This window comes from Sporosarcina sp. SAFN-015, from assembly GCF_051966875.1.
Classification (GTDB): domain Bacteria; phylum Bacillota; class Bacilli; order Bacillales_A; family Planococcaceae; genus Sporosarcina.
The window spans coordinates 11,887-31,983 of the sequence record NZ_JBQCKP010000009.1 but is presented as its reverse complement, the minus strand read 5'-3'; the positions used below and the strand labels follow the sequence as shown (position 1 = coordinate 31,983).

The 20,097-nt window shown below is 43.4% G+C and carries 16 protein-coding genes and 1 other annotated feature; of the genes, 13 read left to right on the top strand and 3 right to left on the bottom strand.

What is annotated here, in order from left to right:
• The first annotated feature begins 31 nt into the window (after positions 1-31).
• Positions 32-1,810, top strand: coding sequence for a DNA helicase RecQ (gene recQ / locus ACTHPA_RS14965; RefSeq protein WP_440501301.1), 1,779 nt, complete (start codon positions 32-34; stop codon positions 1,808-1,810).
• Between the two features lie 78 nt (positions 1,811-1,888).
• Here the strand turns inward: recQ and ACTHPA_RS14960 are convergent, their stop codons facing one another.
• A complete protein-coding gene (locus ACTHPA_RS14960; RefSeq protein ID WP_440501299.1) occupies positions 1,889-3,040 on the bottom strand; it encodes an MFS transporter in 1,152 nt (383 codons plus the stop codon).
• 155 nt (positions 3,041-3,195) lie between these two features.
• On the opposite strand from ACTHPA_RS14960, the gene ACTHPA_RS14955 reads away from it, so the two are divergent.
• From ACTHPA_RS14955 to argF, 3 genes are all read left to right on the top strand, one after another.
• The gene (locus ACTHPA_RS14955) at positions 3,196-4,179 is read left to right on the top strand and encodes a diaminopimelate dehydrogenase (RefSeq protein ID WP_440501298.1); all 984 of its coding nucleotides are present in this window, start codon (positions 3,196-3,198) and stop codon (positions 4,177-4,179) included.
• Between the two features lie 77 nt (positions 4,180-4,256).
• Complete coding sequence (locus ACTHPA_RS14950; protein ID WP_440501297.1) at positions 4,257-5,345, top strand: M42 family metallopeptidase; 1,089 nt, start codon at positions 4,257-4,259, stop codon at positions 5,343-5,345.
• Between the two features lie 231 nt (positions 5,346-5,576).
• On the top strand, positions 5,577-6,542 hold the full coding sequence (gene argF / locus ACTHPA_RS14945) for an ornithine carbamoyltransferase (protein ID WP_440501513.1): 966 nt from the start codon (positions 5,577-5,579) through the stop codon (positions 6,540-6,542).
• Positions 6,543-6,590: 48 nt separating this feature from the next.
• Here the strand turns inward: argF and sspI are convergent, their stop codons facing one another.
• Entirely contained in the window at positions 6,591-6,803 is a 213-nt protein-coding gene (gene sspI / locus ACTHPA_RS14940) for a small acid-soluble spore protein SspI (protein ID WP_440501296.1), read from the bottom strand.
• A gap of 91 nt (positions 6,804-6,894) precedes the next feature.
• On the opposite strand from sspI, the gene ACTHPA_RS14935 reads away from it, so the two are divergent.
• The 3 genes from ACTHPA_RS14935 to pheT all read left to right on the top strand — a co-directional run bounded on the left by ACTHPA_RS14935 (position 6,895) and on the right by pheT (position 11,443).
• Entirely contained in the window at positions 6,895-7,659 is a 765-nt protein-coding gene (locus ACTHPA_RS14935; RefSeq protein ID WP_440501294.1) for a TrmH family RNA methyltransferase, read from the top strand.
• A gap of 54 nt (positions 7,660-7,713) precedes the next feature.
• Positions 7,714-7,944 (top strand) — a binding site (T-box leader).
• Between the two features lie 37 nt (positions 7,945-7,981).
• Positions 7,982-9,019, top strand: coding sequence for a phenylalanine--tRNA ligase subunit alpha (pheS, locus tag ACTHPA_RS14930; RefSeq protein WP_440501293.1), 1,038 nt, complete (start codon positions 7,982-7,984; stop codon positions 9,017-9,019).
• Positions 9,020-9,031: 12 nt separating this feature from the next.
• Positions 9,032-11,443, top strand: a complete 2,412-nt coding sequence (gene pheT, locus ACTHPA_RS14925; protein ID WP_440501291.1) for a phenylalanine--tRNA ligase subunit beta — start codon at positions 9,032-9,034, stop codon at positions 11,441-11,443.
• 68 nt (positions 11,444-11,511) lie between these two features.
• On the opposite strand, the gene rnhC is transcribed toward pheT, so the two are convergent.
• A complete protein-coding gene (rnhC, locus tag ACTHPA_RS14920; RefSeq protein WP_440501290.1) occupies positions 11,512-12,453 on the bottom strand; it encodes a ribonuclease HIII in 942 nt (313 codons plus the stop codon).
• A gap of 184 nt (positions 12,454-12,637) precedes the next feature.
• On the opposite strand from rnhC, the gene zapA reads away from it, so the two are divergent.
• From zapA to ACTHPA_RS14890, 6 genes are all read left to right on the top strand, one after another.
• The gene (gene zapA / locus ACTHPA_RS14915; protein ID WP_440501288.1) at positions 12,638-12,898 is read left to right on the top strand and encodes a cell division protein ZapA; all 261 of its coding nucleotides are present in this window, start codon (positions 12,638-12,640) and stop codon (positions 12,896-12,898) included.
• A 9-nt stretch (positions 12,899-12,907) separates the two neighbouring features.
• Positions 12,908-13,447, top strand: a complete 540-nt coding sequence (locus tag ACTHPA_RS14910; RefSeq protein ID WP_440501286.1) for a CvpA family protein — start codon at positions 12,908-12,910, stop codon at positions 13,445-13,447.
• Positions 13,448-13,569: 122 nt separating this feature from the next.
• Positions 13,570-15,276 (top strand): DNA polymerase/3'-5' exonuclease PolX, encoded by a 1,707-nt coding sequence (gene polX / locus ACTHPA_RS14905; protein WP_440501285.1) that lies wholly within the window; start codon positions 13,570-13,572, stop codon positions 15,274-15,276.
• A 16-nt stretch (positions 15,277-15,292) separates the two neighbouring features.
• Positions 15,293-17,647, top strand: a complete 2,355-nt coding sequence (locus ACTHPA_RS14900; protein WP_440501284.1) for an endonuclease MutS2 — start codon at positions 15,293-15,295, stop codon at positions 17,645-17,647.
• 78 nt (positions 17,648-17,725) lie between these two features.
• Complete coding sequence (locus tag ACTHPA_RS14895) at positions 17,726-18,139, top strand: DUF350 domain-containing protein (protein WP_440501283.1); 414 nt, start codon at positions 17,726-17,728, stop codon at positions 18,137-18,139.
• A gap of 226 nt (positions 18,140-18,365) precedes the next feature.
• Positions 18,366-20,063, top strand: a complete 1,698-nt coding sequence (locus ACTHPA_RS14890; protein ID WP_440501281.1) for a long-chain-fatty-acid--CoA ligase — start codon at positions 18,366-18,368, stop codon at positions 20,061-20,063.
• The last annotated feature ends 34 nt before the right edge of the window (positions 20,064-20,097 follow it).

Genomic DNA, 20,097 nt, shown 5'->3' with positions numbered 1-20,097 from the left:
TGGTGCTTTTTTCTTTGATTTTCAATAAGAGGTGATACTAATCGAACAAATAACTTCCGTCTTAACTACCTACTTTGGCTTTTCTTCCTTCCGTACAGGCCAAGAACAAGCTATTCGAAATGTATTAAACGGACAAGATACACTCTGTGTTATGCCGACCGGCGGAGGGAAATCCATCTGCTACCAAGTTCCTGCATTAGTCATGGAAGGCACGGTCCTTGTTGTATCCCCGTTGATTTCTTTGATGAAAGACCAAGTCGATGCCCTTCATCAAATTGGTATTCCAGCGGCATACATCAATAGTACTTTGTCGACAGAGGAATACTTCGGGACTGTTGAAAATGCAGTAGAAGGAATGTATCGTCTGCTTTATGTTGCTCCGGAACGTTTTGAATCCCCCTCTTTCATTCAGCAGATCAGCAAAATGGACATCCCGATGATTGCGATTGACGAGGCGCATTGTATTTCGCAATGGGGTCATGATTTCAGACCGAGTTATCGGATGATGAGCAAAGTCATATCCTCATTTGATCAAAAGCCCGTTGTTTTGGCATTGACGGCAACCGCAACACCAGCTGTTCGCGATGATATTTGCGATCAATTGCAAATCGAACATGAAAATACAGTTATGACAGGTTTTGAACGAAGCAATCTCACTTTTTCTGTTATAAAAGGACAGGATCGCGACAAGTTCATCAAAGACTATATTAAAAAAAATGATGGGGAAGCGGGTATCATTTATGCCGCCACCCGTAAAGCGGTAGATCAGATCCATGCAACGCTCGAGAGGAGCGGAGTCGCTGTTGCAAAATACCATGCAGGATTATCTGATGTTGTCAGGCAATCTGAACAGGAAAGATTCCTCATGGATGAGGCAACTGTTATGGTGGCGACGAATGCATTCGGTATGGGCATTGATAAAAGTAATATTAGATACGTTATCCATTACCAAATGCCGAAAAACATGGAAAGCTATTATCAAGAAGCAGGCCGTGCTGGCAGGGATGGACTTGACAGTGATTGCACTCTTTTATTTTCCTCACAAGACGTAATTACGCAGCGGTTTCTTATTGACCAATCGCAAGATCAAAATCGAATTCCAGCCGAACTTGAAAAGCTGCAATCGATGATCGACTACTGCCATACGGAATCATGTCTACAAAAGTTTATCATTTCGTATTTCGGGGAGACGGATGTGCAAGATTGTGGACGTTGCGCAAATTGTACAGACACCCGGGAAAGTTTTGAAGTAACCGTTGACGTGCAGAAGGTGTTGTCTTGCGTTATACGGATGGGCCAACGATTTGGCAAGACGATGATTGCACAAGTACTCACTGGCTCGCGGAATAAAAAAGTGCTTGAGTTCGGATTCGATAAATTGACTACGTATGGCCTTATGAAAGATAGGAATGCGAAAGATGTGTCCGATTTCATCGAATTTATAATATCAGAGAACTATCTAGGCGTAGAAAATGGACAATTCCCGATCATTTACGTCACTGAACAAGGCAAGGATGTCTTAACGGGAGAAGTGAAAGTGTATCGAAAAGGGACTGTCGAAACGAAACAGATTACAAAAGACGACCCATTATTCAATCAACTGCGTGCTCTTCGCATGGAGCTTGCTCAAGAAGCTGGCGTGCCGCCATTCGTTGTCTTTTCGGATAAGACGCTTCGGGACATGGCGACGAAAATGCCGATAACAGAAGAAGCGTTTTTGGAAGTGAATGGAGTCGGTGCGGCGAAGTTGGAGCGGTACGGTGAAGCATTCATAGAGGAAATTAAATCGTTTTCTATTCAAAATAGCTGAGCTTAATATGAAAAGCCGGTTCAATGATCGTAATGTTCATGAACCGGCTTTTTCGGCAATTAAATTAAACTATCATTGTCACTCTGTTAAGGCTAAACTCTTCTTCATCCCTAAAACCGTATATACGGCTGCAATTAATAAGATGATGCCTGTAAGCATAAAGCCTCCTTTGAAAGTCAAGTCCAAATAACCGATAAGACTGGAGCCGGCTACAACTCCAATCGAAAAGAATGCATAGAAATATCCATAAGCCTTTCCGCGGAATTCCGGTGACGAGGAATCGATGAGCAAGGAATTGATGGAAGGGAATAAAAATGCAAAACCTACGCCATATAATGCCATTGCCAAGTAAAGGAACTGTAACTCTGTAACTTGACTGAGAAATAACATACTTAATCCCATTATCGATATACCGAACGCCAATGTTATCATCGGTCGTGCTTTGTCGAAGATGCGGTTAATCGGAAGCAGGAAAATAAGGATGGCTACGATGCCGAATGTGCTCAGCAGCATTCCTGTTGATTTCGTATCAAATCCTAACGCTTCTACCTTTAAAGGTAAAACTAAAGCTAATACACCTTGAGAGAACATAAGGAAAAATGCACCCGCAAATGCGCGGACCATTCCGGGATGTTTGAACAAATAGCGCACCCTGAAATGTTTCGCATCCTTCGTTCTCTTCTTTTTACTAAATGAAACAGAACGCAAGAGGAAAAATGCAGCAATCGCAAGAATGAACATAATGACTCCATTCACTGTCATGATGAAAGGAGTTCCTGTTTTTGAAGCGACAATTCCGCTGTAAGCCGGGCCGACAATTGCTGCCATCCCAACAAATGCGCCTGAAATTGCTACACTTCGACCTCTTTTAGATTCTTCCGCACGATTAGCAAGAAATGTAAAAGCGGCAGGAACGATAAGACCTTCCATGAAACCATGGACGAACCGGATCCCTAGCAATGACATAGGTCCTGTTGCGAAAGAATAGAAGAGTAGGGATACGCCTGATGCAAATAAGCCGATTAGCAAGATAATAAATGGTCCTTTGCGATCAGTCATGAAACCCGAAATGACATTTCCGATTGTATTAGAAAATGAATACATCCCGACAGCCAATCCTGTCATAAAGGAAGATGCACCTAACGACAGGGCGAAAGGACTCATAATTGGCAGTTGAGAAAATAAATCAAAAAAGGAAAAAAAGACAATAATATAAACAAAAGCGCGCATGTGGAATCCTCATTTCAATTAAGTTGAATCATATTCTACTTTACCATGTATGAAGAAATAGGCAAAAGGACAGCTTGTGAACAAAAGAATCATTAGCAAAATGAACCGCAAAACGATAAAATGAGAGAATACTTTTAGAGAGAGGGCTGTTCAATATGAATAATAAGATCAGAATTGGAATCGTAGGATACGGCAACTTAGGTAGAGGAGTCGAGTCAGCAATCGCTCAAAACGATGATCTGGAGCTAGCAGGAGTATTCACCCGGAGAGAACCGGAAGATTTAAAAGTGAATAGTAATGCGCCTGTTTTACGGCTGAATGAAATTGAAAAATACATGGATGATATCGACGTGATGATATTATGCGGTGGCTCGAAAGACGATCTTCCTGAACAAGGACCGATGCTTTCGAAACTATTCAATACAGTCGACAGCTTCGATACACATGCGAAAATTCCTGAATATTTTGAAGCAGTCGATGAATCGGCGAAACCGAATGGCAAAACGGCAATCATTTCCGTCGGATGGGACCCGGGCTTATTTTCCATCAATCGTCTATACGGAGAATCGATTCTTCCTGAAGGTGCTACGTATACATTTTGGGGGAAAGGGTTAAGCCAAGGGCATTCCGACGCCGTCAGAAGAATTGATGGAGTGAAAGGGGCCGTTCAATATACGATTCCTGTTGAGTCAGCGGTTGAAAAAGTACGCAGTGGATCACAGCCTGAACTAACAACACGGGAAAAGCATACACGTGAATGCTTTGTCGTACTGGAGGAAGGCGCTGACGCTAAGGAAGTGGAGCGAGCCATCGTAACGATGCCTAATTACTTCTCAGATTATGATACGACAGTCAATTTCATAACTGAACAACAATTAAAAGAGGAGCATAGCGCAATGCCTCATGGAGGATTTGTCATCCGCAGCGGGAAAACTGGAGAAGGAAACGATCAAGTAATCGAATTTTCGTTGAAATTGGACAGTAATCCGGAATTCACATCTAGCGTCCTCGTTGCTTACGCGCGCGCTGCTTATAGACTAAATAAAAACGGAGAGACTGGTGCGAAAACTGTATTCGACGTCGCTCCAGGACTGCTTTCTCCGAAATCTGCAGCGTCGCTACGAAAAGAAATGCTATAAGTGTGAAAGCACTTCCATTGTTACCAATTTTCATCTATACTGAATTTGAAGTTTTTTTATTTAGGAGGGCGAAATAAATGTCGAAAATGGATGAAACATTAGTCATGTTAAAAGACTTGACGGACGCGAAAGGGATTCCTGGCAATGAGCGTGAACCACGTGAAGTCATGAAGAAATATATCGAGCCGTTCGCTGATGAAATCGAATATGACGGCCTAGGATCATTAATTGCTAAAAAAAGCGGCGATGCCAATGGACCAAAAGTGATGGTAACGGGTCATTTGGATGAAGTCGGCTTCATGGTGACGAAAATTGATGATAAAGGATTCATTTCCTTCCAACCAGTTGGCGGATGGTGGTCTCAAGTCATGCTTGCTCAACGTGTAACGATCGTTACGCGCAAAGGGGATACAGTGACGGGCATCATCGGTTCAAAGCCTCCGCACATTCTTACAGCCGAAGCACGTAAAAAACCGGTAGATATTAAAGACATGTTCGTTGATATCGGTGCAACTTCAAAGGATGAAGCAATGGAGTGGGGCGTTCTTCCTGGCGATATGATCGTTCCTCATTTCGAATTCACTGTCATGAACAATGACAAATACTTGCTTGCGAAAGCATGGGATAATCGTATTGGATGTGCGATTGCAATTGACGTCATGAAAGCATTGAAGGGCGAAAACCATCCGAACATCGTATTCGGAGTTGGTGCGGTCCAAGAGGAAATCGGTTTGCGCGGTGCAAAAACGGCTGCTGCAAAAGTGAAGCCTGATATCGGCTTTGCTGTTGACGTAGGTGTTGCTGGTGATACGCCTGGCGTAACTTCAAAGGAATCGACAAGCAAAATGGGCGACGGGCCACAAATCTTACTTTATGATGCATCCATGGTCTCTCATAAAGGATTGCGTGATCTTGTCGTTGATACAGCAGAAGAACACGGCATCCCTTACCAATTCGAAGCAATTCCTGGCGGAGGAACAGATGCGGGTTCAATTCATGTTAGTGGGAACGGTGTACCGTCTTTAGCGATTTGTATCGCAACGCGCTATATCCATTCGCATGCTGCAATGCTACACCGCGATGATTACGAAAATGCAGTGAAATTGATTGTCGAAGTGATAAAGAAGTTGGATCGCGAAACAGTTGATAAAATCATTTTTGAATAATAAAGCAAGACCGTACCTACAATAGGTACGGTCTTTTTTATACATTGTATATTGTATAAATGCATATTGAAGAATTCTTCAATTGTGAATAAAAAACCTTATATTAAGCATACTCCTGACTAACTAAGTATTATTAATGTACTCATAATAATTCATTTGACTTTATAAATATGCGTACTTATAATAAAGCTAACAACCATAATCAGGATGGAGATGATCAATTTGGTCAAAATGCATATATCCACATTGAAAACGGCAAAAAAAATAGAAAGTCAACTTAAAGGCCGCGATCTTTTAACGCTGCTAGATTATTCGAGCGAAGAAATCGATTATTTATTGCAAAAAGCTTTAGTGATGAAGAAAGACGCAATCGTAGGAAAATGTCCCCCCATACTTCAAGGGAAGACGCTTGGCATGATTTTTGAAAAGCACTCCACGCGTACTAGAATTTCCTTCGAAGTCGGAATGGTCCAGCTTGGTGGTCATGCGATGTACATGAACGCGAAGGATTTGCAAATTGGGCGTGGAGAATCCGTGTATGATACCGGAAATGTATTATCCGGTTACTTGGATGCAGTCATGATTCGTGCAAATTCACATGAAATGGTGGAAGAATTGGCAAAACATTCATCCATTCCGATCATTAATGGACTGACAGATATGTACCATCCATGCCAGGCGCTTGCAGATTTACTTACGATTATTGAAGTGAAAGGGTCTGTTGCCGGCAAAAGACTCGCATATGTCGGTGACGGGAATAATGTTGCCCATTCATTAGTCATTGGGGCAGTTCGTATGGGAATGCATGTCACTGTTGCGACTCCTAAAGGGTTCGAGGTTAATGAAGATCTTTTTGTCAAAGCGAAGAAAATTGCGGAAGAAACAGGCGGTACTGTTATGCAGACATATAATCCAGTAGAAGCGGTAATAAATGCGGATGTTGTTTATACAGACGTATGGGCGAGTATGGGACAGGAGGAAGAGGCCGCTGCGCGACTCGAAGCATTCAAAGGGTTCCAAATAAACGATGCCCTTGTTGCCAATGCGAAGAAAGATTATATGTTCCTACATTGCTTGCCAGCTCACCGCGAAGAAGAGGTTGCCACTTCCGTCATTGACGGACCGAATTCGTATGTATTCCAGCAGGCGGAAAATCGTCTGCACGCGCAGAAAGCTGTATTGGCATCGTTGCTGTAAGTAAATGATAAAAGCCACTCCTAATGGGTGGCTTTTAACGTTGCAATATTAACCTGCAGAGAAAGCTTGCGCGAGTTCGCCGCTAATTTTCGTCTTTTCCTGTTCATCGGCATTAACCCATAGCTTTTCAAAAAATACACCTAGACCTGGCAATAAATGTTCTTCGCCTCGCTGTAATGCATCTTCCACGACGTTGCGAATATCGGTCGCGGAGTTATTCGTCATATTAGCGGTGATGGCGTCACGAATTTGGAAATTCATCATATCATCCTCCTGATATCATTTTGTACACAATGATCGCCAACTATACGGACATTTGTTACACTAGAAGAAAAAGGATGTAGCTCAATACATGAAAAGAATCGAATCGACACAAAATGCACTCGTGAAACATTGGAAAAAGCTTGTAACCTCAAAGAAAGACCGCGATAAATCGGAAGAATTCATCGTGGAAGGATTCCATCTTGTTGAAGAGGCGCTTAACACAGATGGAACAATCCTTCATTTGATTGTCAGAGAAGACTTGGAGCTGCCCGCAGAATGGAAAATCGATCATCTCCAGCTGATTCAAGTGACAAAGGCTGTCGCTAAGGAGCTGGTCGAAACGGAGCAGTCCCAAGGGATATTTGCACATTGCCGTCAGCCGGAATATACAGATGATGAGGCTGTCAGCTGGAAAAAGCTTTTATTCATTGATGCCGTACAAGATCCAGGGAATATCGGTACGATGATTCGGACAGCGGATGCGGCTGGTATGGACGCCGTTATTCTCGGAAAAGGGTCAGCGGATCCCTTTAATCCTAAAACGGTCCGATCGGCTCAAGGTTCTCATTTCCATATTCCTGTAGTAAAAGGGGAACTTGGGGATTGGATTGACAGAATGAAGGCGGATGGAATTAAAGTCATCGGTACTGGATTGCAAAATGCGGTCGATCATTACAATGTAGGTCCGTTGAAGGAATTTGCACTTATTGTCGGCAATGAAGGAAGCGGAGTCGCTGCCGAATACTTATCAAAAGCCGACGATATTGTGAAAATTCCTTTGTATGGCAAAGCAGAATCTTTGAATGTCGCTATTGCTGCCGGGATCTTGCTATACACTTACGGGAAACAATGATATCGATGTTGATGTCCTAAACGAAATCGGGTATAGTAAAGCTGTATATACTTTCGAAAAGCTATGACCGGGAAAAGTAAACAGATTGCAACCGACAGGAAATCGGCGCCTTGACTGAGAGCGCAGATGGGCGAATACTGTTGAAGTTCACCCCGCGAGCTGCCGCTTGGACCAGTGCCAACTGTAAAGGCGTGCCGGTAGAGGGCCGTTATTCCAAATGAAGTGATTATGCATTTTGTTGCATAATAATCAGGGTGGTACCGCGAACTCGTCCTCGTCCCTTTTTAGGGGCGGGGTTTTTTATTTTGAAAGGAGAATGACAATGGAACAGCAATTGCAACAATTGAAAGAAGAAGCATTGACGAAAATCCAGGAAGCGACGAGCGTTAAAGAATTAAATGACGTCCGAGTCGCTTACCTTGGTAAGAAGGGACCTATTACCGATCTATTGAAAGGGATGGGAAAGCTTCCTGCTGAAGAACGTCCTAAAATGGGAGCTCTCGTCAATGTAATCCGTGAAGCGGTAACAGAATCACTGGAAGCAAAAATGACAAAGCTTGAAGAAGAAGCGATCAATGCGCAACTGGAAAAAGAGGCGATTGACGTCACATTGCCTGGCCGTCCCGTTCCAACCGGCAACCATCATCCATTGACTCGTGTTGTTGAAGAGATCGAAGACTTTTTCATCAGCATGGGCTATGAAATCGCTGAAGGTCCAGAAGTGGAAAAAGATTATTATAACTTTGAAGCGCTTAATTTGCCGAAAGGGCATCCGGCGCGTGACATGCAGGATTCATTTTATATTTCCGAAGAGGTTCTTCTTCGTACTCATACATCTCCAGTTCAAGCGAGAACGATGGAGGCGAAAGGCGGAACTGCTATCAAAATCATCTGCCCGGGCAAAGTATACCGCCGGGATAATGACGATGCGACGCATTCCCACCAATTCACGCAAATCGAAGGACTCGTTGTCGGCGAAGATATCCGCATGAGTGACTTAAAAGGGACACTCGACCTGTTTGCGAAAAAAATGTTCGGCGCTGATCGTGAAATTCGTTTGCGTCCTAGTTTCTTCCCGTTCACTGAACCGTCGGTAGAGATGGATATCTCTTGCTTCAAATGTGGCGGCGACGGCTGTAATGTATGTAAAAAGACAGGTTGGATCGAAATTTTAGGCGCGGGAATGGTGCACCCGAACGTATTGAAGATGGCAGGCTATGACCCATCCGTCGTAACAGGTTTTGCATTCGGCATGGGACCTGAGCGGATTGCAATGTTGAAATATGGTGTGGAAGATATCCGTCATTTCTATACGAATGATGTGCGATTCATATCACAATTTCATCGGACGGAAGCTTAAGGAGGAGAAGACATGTTAGTATCTACAAAATGGTTGAATGAATATGTAAATATAAATGGAATTGATCCTGCAGATCTTGCAGAAAAAATAACGCGTTCAGGCATAGAAGTTGATTCCATCATTTATCGCGGACAAGGAATGACAAATGTCGTTGTCGGACATGTGAAAGAATGCGTGAAGCATCCGGAAGCGGATAAATTGAACATATGCCAAGTGGATGTCGGAGAAGAGACGACGCAAATCATTTGTGGAGCACCGAATGTCGCAGACGGCCAAAAAGTCATCGTTGCACGACCTGGAGCTGTTCTTCCTGGCGGCATGAAAATCAAAAAAGCGAAACTGCGTGGAGAAGAATCGAACGGGATGATTTGTTCCTTGCAAGAGCTAGGGATTGAAGGGAAACTCGTTCCGAAAGCATATGCGGAAGGTATTTACGTATTGCCTCAAGATGCAGTGCCAGGGGAAAATGCGCTTCCATTACTTGGATTGGACGATACAGTGCTTGAATTCGATTTGACGCCGAACCGTTCAGATGCGCTGAGCATGTTAGGCGTCGCTTATGAAGTCGGTGCGATTTTATCCCAAGGGATTGCACTGCCAAAAATTGATTATCCTTTGTCGGCAGAAAAGGCGGAAGACATGTTGAAACTTCGTATCGATGCTGCTGAAGATAACCCGATGTATGTCGCAAAAGTCGTGAAAAATATAAAAGTGGCCGAATCGCCATTATGGCTTCAAAATGCTTTGATGGCAGCAGGCGTACGCCCTCATAATAATGTAGTCGATATTACAAATTATGTTCTCATGGAGTACGGCCAACCATTGCATGCATTCGACTATGATCGGCTTGAGACAGGAGAAATTGTCGTTCGTCATGCTAAAGAGGGTGAAATAATAACAACATTGGATGATGCAGAACGGAAATTACAAGCACATAACCTTGTCATTACGAATGGCAACGAACCTGTAGCGCTAGCTGGCGTCATGGGTGGAGCAAATTCTGAAGTGCATGATGGGACGACGACTGTTGTTATCGAATCTGCTTATTTTGCACCTTCATCAGTTCGCCGCACTTCCAGAGAAGTTGGCCTTCGAAGCGATGCAAGTACCCGTTTCGAAAAAGGAGTCGATCCGAACCGTGTACAAGAGGCTGCTGAACGTGCAGCTCAGCTGATGGCTAATCTTGCTGGCGGGGAAGTCCTTGCTGGGTCAGTCATCTTTGATGAACTTGACAAAACAGCTGAGCGAATTACTGTTTCACCGGATTATATCAACAGCCGCCTTGGCATGAAAATTTCGATGGAAGAAATGCTCAATATACTGGATCGCCTTCGAATTCCAACAGAAGCAATCAATGGGCAGCTTGTTATCGATGCTCCGACACGTAGGCAAGATTTGAAAATCAGGGAAGATATTATTGAAGAAATTGCACGAATGTATGGATACGATGAAATTCCGAAAACGCTTCCTGTATCAGAGTCAACGCCGGGAGGATTGACGCCATACCAGGCAAAACGCCGTATTGTTCGCGAGTTCCTTGAAGGAGCTGGGCTGTATCAGGCAATTACTTATTCATTGACATCGAAAGCGCATGCGCAATTATTTGCGTTGGAAACGGCCCCGGTAACGGAATTGCTTATGCCAATGAGTGAGGATCGCAGCGTACTACGTCAAAGCCTAATTCCTCATCTGTTAGAAGCGGCTACGTATAACGTTGCGCGCCGTATCGACTCAGTTTCTCTATATGAAACAGGCTCCGTATTCCTTGGGGAAGAAGAGGATGGCCTTCCACGTGAAGTAGAGCATTTAGCGGCAGTCTTGACAGGTAAATGGGTCGACCATGCTTGGCAGGCGGAGTCGAAAAAAGTTGATTTCTATGTTGTCAAAGGCATAGTCGAAGGATTGTTGGATCGCTTAGGACTTCTTCATGGTTTATCATTTGAAAAAGCTGTAATCGATGGAATGCATCCGGGTCGGACTGCAAATGTTCTATTGCAGGGCGAGCGAATCGGCTTGATCGGCCAAATCCACCCGACGGAGCAAAAGAAACGTGACTTGAAAGAAACGTATGTAATGGAATTGAATTTGAAAACCATTCTCTCTATAAATACGGATGAACTTCTTTATGTTCCTGTTCCACGTTTCCCATCCATTTCACGGGACATTGCACTCGTTGTTGCAAGAGAAACTTCCGCAGGCATGCTGGAAGAAACTATAAGACAGGCGGGCGGCAAACTTTTGAAAGATGTGAAGCTCTTCGATCTATACGAAGGGGACAATGTAGAAGAAGGCAAGAAATCACTTGCGTTCTCATTGACTTATTTCGATCCTGAGCGCACTTTGACAGACGAAGAAGTCGTTAAAGCACACGAAAAAGTATTGCATGCTTTAACTATAGAGGCAGGCGCACAGCTTCGAGGATAAAACGAAGACCGCTAATGGAGTACATCTCCAATAGCGGTCTTTTTTATGTCGGTGTCCAAAGCGACCTATCAGCGTTTCTTCGCTGCGATTCTTTTCGCCTTCTCGGCATTGGCAAAATGCCATTTCGTCATTGATTTTAATGCGGACTCACCATTTTTTAATAAAATTTTCGCCGCTGCTTCATCCACAATTTTTCCTGCACCTTTAGGAAGTGTGACACCGGCAATCCCGCTCAACCGGTCCATCTCCTCTAAAAACGCAACTCTTGCAATAATAGATGCTGCAGCAACCGCTACGTGCAGCCCCTCGGCTTTTGTCGAAAACAAAACATTTTCACGAACGATTTCCGGCTCACTTTTAATATGGTTATAATAAATTCCACGTTCTGCAAACTGGTCGATCAAAATATAATCTGGCTTCCTGTCATTCATTTTCCGTAGAACGTGTTTTAAAGCCTGATTATGGAGCAAAGCTTTAATCTTGCCTTGCGACCACCCTTTTGCTTGAATCTCGTTATATTTCTCGTTTGTTAACGTGAGGACACTATGAATAAGTGTTGCTTGCAGATCAGGGGCGATGTCCCTCATTAAACCATCATTCAATTGCTTGGAATCCTTAACGCCTAGTTCACGAACGAGCTCGATTTGATCCGAGCTGACAAAACAGGCGGCAACCGTAACAGGGCCAAAGAAGTCACCAGTACCCGTTTCATCAGAGCCGAGGACTGACAACTCCGAGAATCCCTCAGGCAATGTTTCGCCTTTCGCTTTTGGCGCTGTTGTTTTATTAGCAGATGATATGACATCCGAACCGCCCCAAATGCCGGCTTCCCGTGTTGCCCCTCCGCCTTGGAATAGCACTTTTCCAGATTTATAAGCAGTAACAGCCGTATCTGGCAGCTTTGCCGCAAAAACGACGCCTGGCGCATTTCGTATAACTTGAAAAGGGGTATAATACGATATTAATTTTTCCAACTTTGCTTTATCCAATTGAAGAACACTTTGGCTCATAAAATTCTTTCCTCTCCGTAATATCTTTTCATATTATACAACAACCTAAGGGGAAGTTGTTTGTCGTACTTGTACAAGCATACGCATGAAACGGAAATCCACGGTTAAACCATCCCTTCCCTTTTCAACTAAAACGATTTCATGGTATGATTGAGTATAAGTTTCTACTTAGGAGGTTTCATCATTGGCAGACGAGCAGAAGACGCGCGTAGCGGTTGACATATATGGACAGACATATACGATTGTCGGCAGTGAAACGAGCAATCATGTCCGGCTCGTCGCTTCGATGGTCGATGAGAGGATGAAGGAGATTAGTTCTCGTAATCCTTATTTGGACAGTTCCAAAATTGCTGTCCTTACCGCTGTGAATAGTGTACATGACTATTTGAAATTAAAAGAACGTATTGAGCTTTTGGAAGAAGAATTGAATAAGTTGAAGGGTTGACGGTCGTTTATGCTTGATTTAATCATACTATTCCTCTTTTTAGGGGGATTGATCACGGGATTTAGACGGGGGCTTATCGTACAGCTTATACATATGACAGGCTTCATCATTGCTCTTATCTTCGCTTACGTATATTACAAACCATTGTCTGAGAAGTTCGTTCTATGGATTCCATACCCGGGGGTAACCGCTGGATCTAAATTGAGTTGGACAGTCGAACAACTTGACTTGGATCAGACGTTTTACAGGATGCTGGCATTTGTACTTATCTTTATCGTTGTCAAATTCGCATTGCAGTTGATTGCGTCCATGTTTGATTTCCTGAAGTTCCTTCCAGTACTGGGATTTTTATCTCGTTTTGGAGGAGCGATTTTAGGATTTATAGAGTTTTATATTCTTATATTTCTACTACTCTATCTACTGGCAATGCTGCCGCTTGATTTCATCCAAGAAATGATTGGCAGATCGCTTTTAGCTGATGCGATATTTGAACATACTCCGATCATTTCAGAAACGGTAAAAAAATGGTGGTATATTTATACGAAGTGACGTATCCCGGCTTGCATTATAACGCAGGCTGTTCTATATGAACGAACTGTTCGGCTTCCCCCCTGGTTGGAGGGAAGCCTTTTTTCTAGAAGGATCCGTAAAAAATGAAGGGGTGGTTACTTATGAACAAGAAAACAATCATTCGTACATTTGAAAAAATCGCGTTGTATATGGAATTGTTGGGAGAAAATCCCTTTAAAGTGGGAGCGTTCCGGAAAGCTGCGAACGTGCTTGAGCTTGACCCGCGAAGCCTCTCTGAGATGGATGATATTTTGAAATTGAAGGGAATTGGCAAAGGGACAGGAGCGGTCATTATCGACTTGATGGAAAAAGGGGAATCCGACTTATTGAAGGAGCTTGAAGAAGAAGTTCCTAAAGGGCTTATTCCATTATTGAAAGTTCCGGGGCTCGGCGGCAAACGGATTGCGAAACTGCGGGAATCGATCGGCATCGATTCAATTGAGTCTTTGCGAATTGCGTGCGAAACAAACAAAGTGAGCGTGCTTCCGGGATTCGGGAAAAAGACCGAGGAGAAGATATTGCATGAACTTCAACAGCTGGGTACCAGAAAAGGGAAACTGCCCGTTTGGCAAGTGGAGTCCATTGTGAAAGCGATTGAAGAGGAATTGCGAGGGGTTGAGGAAATTTCTCGTTTTTCTGTAGCAGGAAGTTTCCGACGTGCAGAGGAAGAAAGCAGCGACGTCGACTTTATAATTGTTACGGATGAGCCCGCGGCAGTTCGGGATAAGCTGATGGAAGTGCTTCCGATTGAAGAAACTGTAGCGGCTGGAGATTCCAAGTTATCCGTCGTTCTTGACATGGCGGATTTGGTCGACGCGGATTTCCGCTTCGTGTCCGAAAAGCAATTTGCGACAGCGGTTCACCATTTCACTGGCTCGAAAGACCATAATGTGAAAATGCGTCAACTGGCTAAATCAAAAGGGATGAAAATCAGTGAATACGGTGTTGAAATGGAAGATGGAACCGTAAAAACGTTTGAATCGGAAGCCGATTTTTTTGCTTTTTTTGATTTGCCATTCATCCCACCTTCCATGCGTAAGGATGGAACGGAAATCGACCGGGCACATGAGATTGCAGAGGTTGTTGCATTCGAGGATATCCGAGGTGATTTCCACATGCATACGACTTGGTCGGATGGAGGTTATTCCATACGAGAAATGGTGGAAGCGTGCAGAGCTAGAGGCTACTCGCATATGGTCATTACAGACCATACGCAATATTTGAAAGTGGCGAATGGGTTGACGCCTGAGCGTGTCCGAGACCAAATTGCAGAAATCCGGAAGTTAAATGCGGAATACGATGATATCGAAATTTTCTGTGGGACAGAAATGGATATCCTACCGGATGGATCTCTTGATTTTGAAGATGATCTCTTAAGTGAGTTGGACTTTGTCATTGCTTCGATCCATTCGAATTTCAATCAGTCGCAAGATAAGATTATGAATCGACTGCATGCTGCGATGAAAAATCCGCATGTTTCCATGATCGCTCATCCGACTGGTAGGATAATCGGACAGAGGGACGGTTATAATCCTGACGTGCCCCAATTGATTGAGTGGGCAAAGAAATATAATAAAATACTTGAGTTGAACGGCAATCCGCACCGTTTTGACTTAGCCGTCGACTATTTGGAAATGGCTCAGAAAGCGGGCGTTAAAATTGCCGTGAATACAGATGCGCATGCAATCGATCAATTGGATCATATGGAAATTGGTGTAAAGTATGCGCAAAAGGCATGGCTGAAAAAAGAGACGGTCGTTAACACATGGCCGCTTGAACAATTCATCCGGGAGATTATCCGGAAATGAAAGGAAGTGTAAGGCATTGGAAAACCGTGTCTTGAAAACACTTGAATTTGACAAAATCCGGGATGTCGTGGCAACTTATTGCACGTCATCTGCGGGACGAACATATATGGAAAAGTTAGTTCCCGTCAGCGACTTTCAAGAAGTTGTCCGATTGCTTGAGGAGACAGACGAAGGGCTCTCTATATTGAGAGTAAGAGGGAACGTACCGATGGGAGGCATTAGCGACATCCGCCCGCATGCAAAACGCGCACAAATCGGAGGTGTCCTTAGTGCATATGAATTGATGGAAACAGCGAATACAATCCGTGCAAGCAGAATTCTAAGGCAGTTCATTGAATCAGTTGACGAGGATGAAGATATTGAAATTCCTCATTTCCTCACGAAGAAAGAGGCGTTGCCGATCCTCACGGGACTTGAGCATGAAATCAATGCTGCCATTGACGAAAATGGACATGTCGTCGATAGTGCTTCAGGAACTCTCCGATCGATCCGTCAAAGTTTACGCATCCAGGAGGGGCGTGTGCGGGAAAAGCTCGAAGGCTATACAAGAGGACGAAATGCTTCAAAAATGCTTTCCGATTCCATCGTAACAATCCGAAACGACAGATACGTCATTCCCGTAAAATCGGAATACCGTTCTCACTTCGGAGGAGTCATCCACGATATGTCATCATCGGGGCAAACGTTATTCATTGAGCCTGATGCTGTTGTCCAAGCGAATAATGAAATCCGTAACTTGAAGATGAAAGAGAAGGATGAAATTGAAAAGATTTTGCAGGAGTTATCCGTAAAAGTTCAAGAAGTAGCCCATGATCTTTTTGTGCTAGTCGATATTTTATCGGAAATTGATATCATTCTTGCCAAATCAAAATATGGAATTGCGCATAAATGTACAAAGCCCGAAGTGAATAACGAAGGATATATCCGTCTAGCGAAAGCTAGACACCCTCTGCTGCCGATCGAACAGGCGGTAGCCAATACAATTGAATTCGGTAAGGATATTACAACAATTGTTATTACTGGACCAAACACAGGAGGGAAGACCGTTACGTTAAAAACTGTTGGGCTATGCACATTGATGGCTCAGGCTGGACTTCCGATTCCTGCATTGGATGGTTCGGAAATAGCCGTATTCGATTCTGTCTATGCGGACATTGGCGATGAACAGTCCATTGAGCAAAGTCTCAGTACGTTCTCTTCGCATATGGTAAACATTGTCGATATCCTGAAAAAATTTGACTCGCGTTCATTGCTCATATTTGACGAGCTTGGCTCAGGCACCGATCCGCAGGAAGGGGCAGCGCTTGCTATTTCCATATTGGATGAAGTGCATGGCACAGGAGCACGTGTAATGGCTACAACTCATTATCCTGAGTTAAAAGCATATGGCTATAATCGTCCTGGCGTTGCGAATGCAAGCGTAGAATTCGATATTGATACATTGAGCCCAACGTATCGATTATTAATCGGAGTTCCAGGCAGAAGTAATGCTTTTGAAATCTCTAACCGTCTCGGTCTCCATGAACATATTATTAAACGCGCGAAAAAGTTCACCGGAACAGACCGTGGAGAAGTAGATTCGATGATCGCTTCATTAGAGTCGAGCAGGGTTCAATCTGAAAAAGATGCAGAACAGACACATGCATTATTAATCGAAACAGAAAGACTGAAAAGGGAATTGGAAGAGAAGCTTTCCGAATTCGATGGTATGAAAGAAAAACTGATCGAGAATGCAAAAGAAAAAGCGAAAAAAATCGTGGACGAGGCTCGTGTCGAATCGGAGGCTGTCATATCCGACCTGCGTGCATTGCGCTTGAACGCAGGTGCGAATGTGAAAGAGCATGAATTAATTGATGCACGTAAACGACTGGAAGGAGCAGCTCCCGAAGATAAAAAGAAAACATTGAAAGCGAAAGCGGCTCCGAGGCCATTAGAAGTCGGTGATGAAGTAAAAGTCATCACATACGGACAAAAAGGCACCCTTATTGAAAAGGTTTCTGCAAAAGAATGGATCGTCCAAATCGGCATCTTGAAAATGAAGCTTGATGAATCCGTACTGGAATACATTAAACCTGAAAAAGTGAAAGATACTGTCGTATCCGCATCTGTAAAGGGAAGGGATTCGTACGTCAAACTGGAACTCGACCTTCGTGGGGAGCGGTATGAAGATGCATTGCACCGTACTGAAAAATATTTGGATGATGCGTTGTTGTCCAATTATCATCAAGTATCAATCATTCATGGAAAAGGAACAGGAGCTTTACGGCAAGGAGTCCAAACATATTTGAAAAATCATCCGCGTGTGAAAAGTTACAGATATGGGGAAGCGGGCGAAGGCGGCCATGGGGTTACGGTCGTTGAACTAAAATAAAAAGTTATACGAAATTGAAACTTTCTTCGTCTCCATTCGTAGAGGTTAGGATGAATGAATTTCAAAGGAGTCAAATAAATGACGGAAACTGGATTTTGGAGCCATCCTCTTGTAGAAACGACAGGTTATTTCAGTGTAGTTGTCCTGTGCCTCGTCGTTTCGATGGTGCTTTTTGAACTTGTAACAAAGTATAAAAATTGGGAAGAGATCCGTAATGGGAATATAGCTGTTGCCATGGCTACCGGCGGTAAGATCTTCGGTGTTTCGAATATTTTTCGTTATTCAATTGAGCAGCATAATACATTGCCGCAAATGATTGGATGGGGCTTATTCGGTTTTGTCTTGCTTGTCATCGCGTACATCCTTTTTGAATTTCTAACGCCGAAGTTCAACATTGACAAGGAGATTGAAGAGGATAATCGTTCCGTCGGCTTCATCTCGCTGACAATATCGGTAGGATTGTCCTTTGTCATCGGTGCCAGCATTTCATAGGAGATATGATATGGAAAAATTGTCTAAGATTTTAATTGTTGTTTGTGTTCTCTTTGTTCTTGTAGGAATATATTGGATGTTCAAGAATACGCCTTGACTTAAATTTTCAAGTCAAGGCATTTTTTCTCTATGAAAACAATATTCTATTTGAAAGCGGATTCATTTATCGATATAATATTTAAAGAAGGAATTTTCTAAGTATTGTAATGGAAAAGGGGGCGTTACAATGACAGGAAGGCCATGGCTGGATATGTATCCGCCAGAAATACCGAAAACGATCGATTATGATCGGATTCCGCTTCAAGAATTCTTAACGAGATCGGGGAATAAGTTTCCTGAAAAGACGGCAATGCATTTCATGGGCAAGGATATAAGTTATAAAGAATTCCATGAATCTGCATTGAAATTTGCCAACTATTTGCGATCGCTAGGTGTTGAAAAGGGGGACCGCGTTGCAATTATGCTTCCGAACTGTCCTCAAAGCGCAATCGCTTACTATGGCATCCTTTATGTTGGAGGGATAGTCGTTCAGACGAATCCACTTTATACAGAAAGGGAATTGTCCTATCAGATGGTGGATTCCGGGGCAAAGGTAATCATTTCACTTGACATTCTTTTTGGACGCATTACGAAAATCATTAAGGAAACAGAGTTGGAGCATGTCATCATAACGGGGATTAAAGACTATTTGCCGTTCCCTAAAAATCTTATCTATCCATTCATCCAGAAAAGAGAGCACGGAATTATCGTGAAGGTGGAACATAGGGGTATGAACCATCTTTTCACGGAAATTATGAAGATAGCAAAACCTGATCCGATTTCATATGAATTTAATTTTGATGAAGATGTTGCGTTGCTTCAATATACAGGAGGGACTACAGGACCTCCGAAAGGTGTCATGCTCACACACTCCAATCTGATCAGCAACGCGCAAATGTGCAATGCATGGCTCTATAAATGCGAAGATGGCAAAGAGATTGTCATGGGAATTTTACCGTTCTTCCATGTGTATGGCATGACGACCGTTCTTATCTTATCCGTAATGTCAGGCAATAAAATGGTGTTAATCCCTAAGTTTGACTTCGATACTGCGCTCAAAGCAATCGATAAACAGAAACCGACGCTCTTCCCTGGTGCACCGACAATCTATATTGGCTTGTTGAATCATCCAGAGCTTTCGAAGTACGACCTTTCTTCAATAAAAGCTTGTATAAGTGGATCTGCTGCTTTGCCAGTCGAATTGCAGGAGAAATTTGAAAAGGTTACCGGCGGAAAGCTTGTGGAAGGGTATGGTCTGACAGAAACCTCTCCAGTCGCCATTGCGAATTTCATATGGGAGGAAAGACGTGTAAAAGGGTCGATTGGTGTTCCGTGGCCAGATACGGATGCGTGCATTTTAGGTCCTGAATCAACAGATCCCCTACCGAATGGGGAAGTCGGGGAAATAGCTGTAAAAGGCCCTCAAGTGATGAAGGGCTATTGGAACAGACCGGAAGAGACCGCCGAAACGTTCCGCGATGGATGGCTGTTAACCGGAGATTTAGGTTATATGGATGATGAAGGTCATTTCTATGTTGTAGATAGGAAAAAGGATATGATCATTGCGAGCGGTTTCAATATTTATCCACGTGAAATCGAAGAAGTGCTGTATGAGCATGATGCAATCCAAGAATGTGTAGTCGCTGGAGTCCCAGATCCTTACCGTGGTGAGACGGTAAAGGCATACATTGTTTTAAAAGAAGGGAAATCGGTGACAGAGGAAGAATTAAATGCGTATTGCCGTGAACATTTGGCTTCCTTCAAAGTACCGCGTAAATATGAATTTAGGAAAGAACTGCCGAAAACTGCAGTCGGTAAAATTTTACGACGCGCACTCATAGATGAGGAGAAAAAGAAGATGGAGCAGGAATTACAAACTTCCTGACGAAAGACTTGACGATAACCGAATAAACGATTAA

Coding starts and splice junctions, on each gene's coding strand:
- ACTHPA_RS14935 (WP_440501294.1), top strand. CDS start 6,895: ATGAAAAGAATCGAATCGACACAAAATGCACTCGTGAAACATTGGAAA.
- ACTHPA_RS14910 (WP_440501286.1), top strand. CDS start 12,908: ATGCTTGATTTAATCATACTATTCCTCTTTTTAGGGGGATTGATCACG.
- ACTHPA_RS14950 (WP_440501297.1), top strand. CDS start 4,257: ATGTCGAAAATGGATGAAACATTAGTCATGTTAAAAGACTTGACGGAC.
- ACTHPA_RS14960 (WP_440501299.1), bottom strand. CDS start 3,040: ATGCGCGCTTTTGTTTATATTATTGTCTTTTTTTCCTTTTTTGATTTA.
- ACTHPA_RS14890 (WP_440501281.1), top strand. CDS start 18,366: ATGACAGGAAGGCCATGGCTGGATATGTATCCGCCAGAAATACCGAAA.
- argF (WP_440501513.1), top strand. CDS start 5,577: ATGCATATATCCACATTGAAAACGGCAAAAAAAATAGAAAGTCAACTT.
- ACTHPA_RS14955 (WP_440501298.1), top strand. CDS start 3,196: ATGAATAATAAGATCAGAATTGGAATCGTAGGATACGGCAACTTAGGT.
- rnhC (WP_440501290.1), bottom strand. CDS start 12,453: ATGAGCCAAAGTGTTCTTCAATTGGATAAAGCAAAGTTGGAAAAATTA.
- pheT (WP_440501291.1), top strand. CDS start 9,032: ATGTTAGTATCTACAAAATGGTTGAATGAATATGTAAATATAAATGGA.
- sspI (WP_440501296.1), bottom strand. CDS start 6,803: ATGAATTTCCAAATTCGTGACGCCATCACCGCTAATATGACGAATAAC.
- ACTHPA_RS14895 (WP_440501283.1), top strand. CDS start 17,726: ATGACGGAAACTGGATTTTGGAGCCATCCTCTTGTAGAAACGACAGGT.
- polX (WP_440501285.1), top strand. CDS start 13,570: ATGAACAAGAAAACAATCATTCGTACATTTGAAAAAATCGCGTTGTAT.
- pheS (WP_440501293.1), top strand. CDS start 7,982: ATGGAACAGCAATTGCAACAATTGAAAGAAGAAGCATTGACGAAAATC.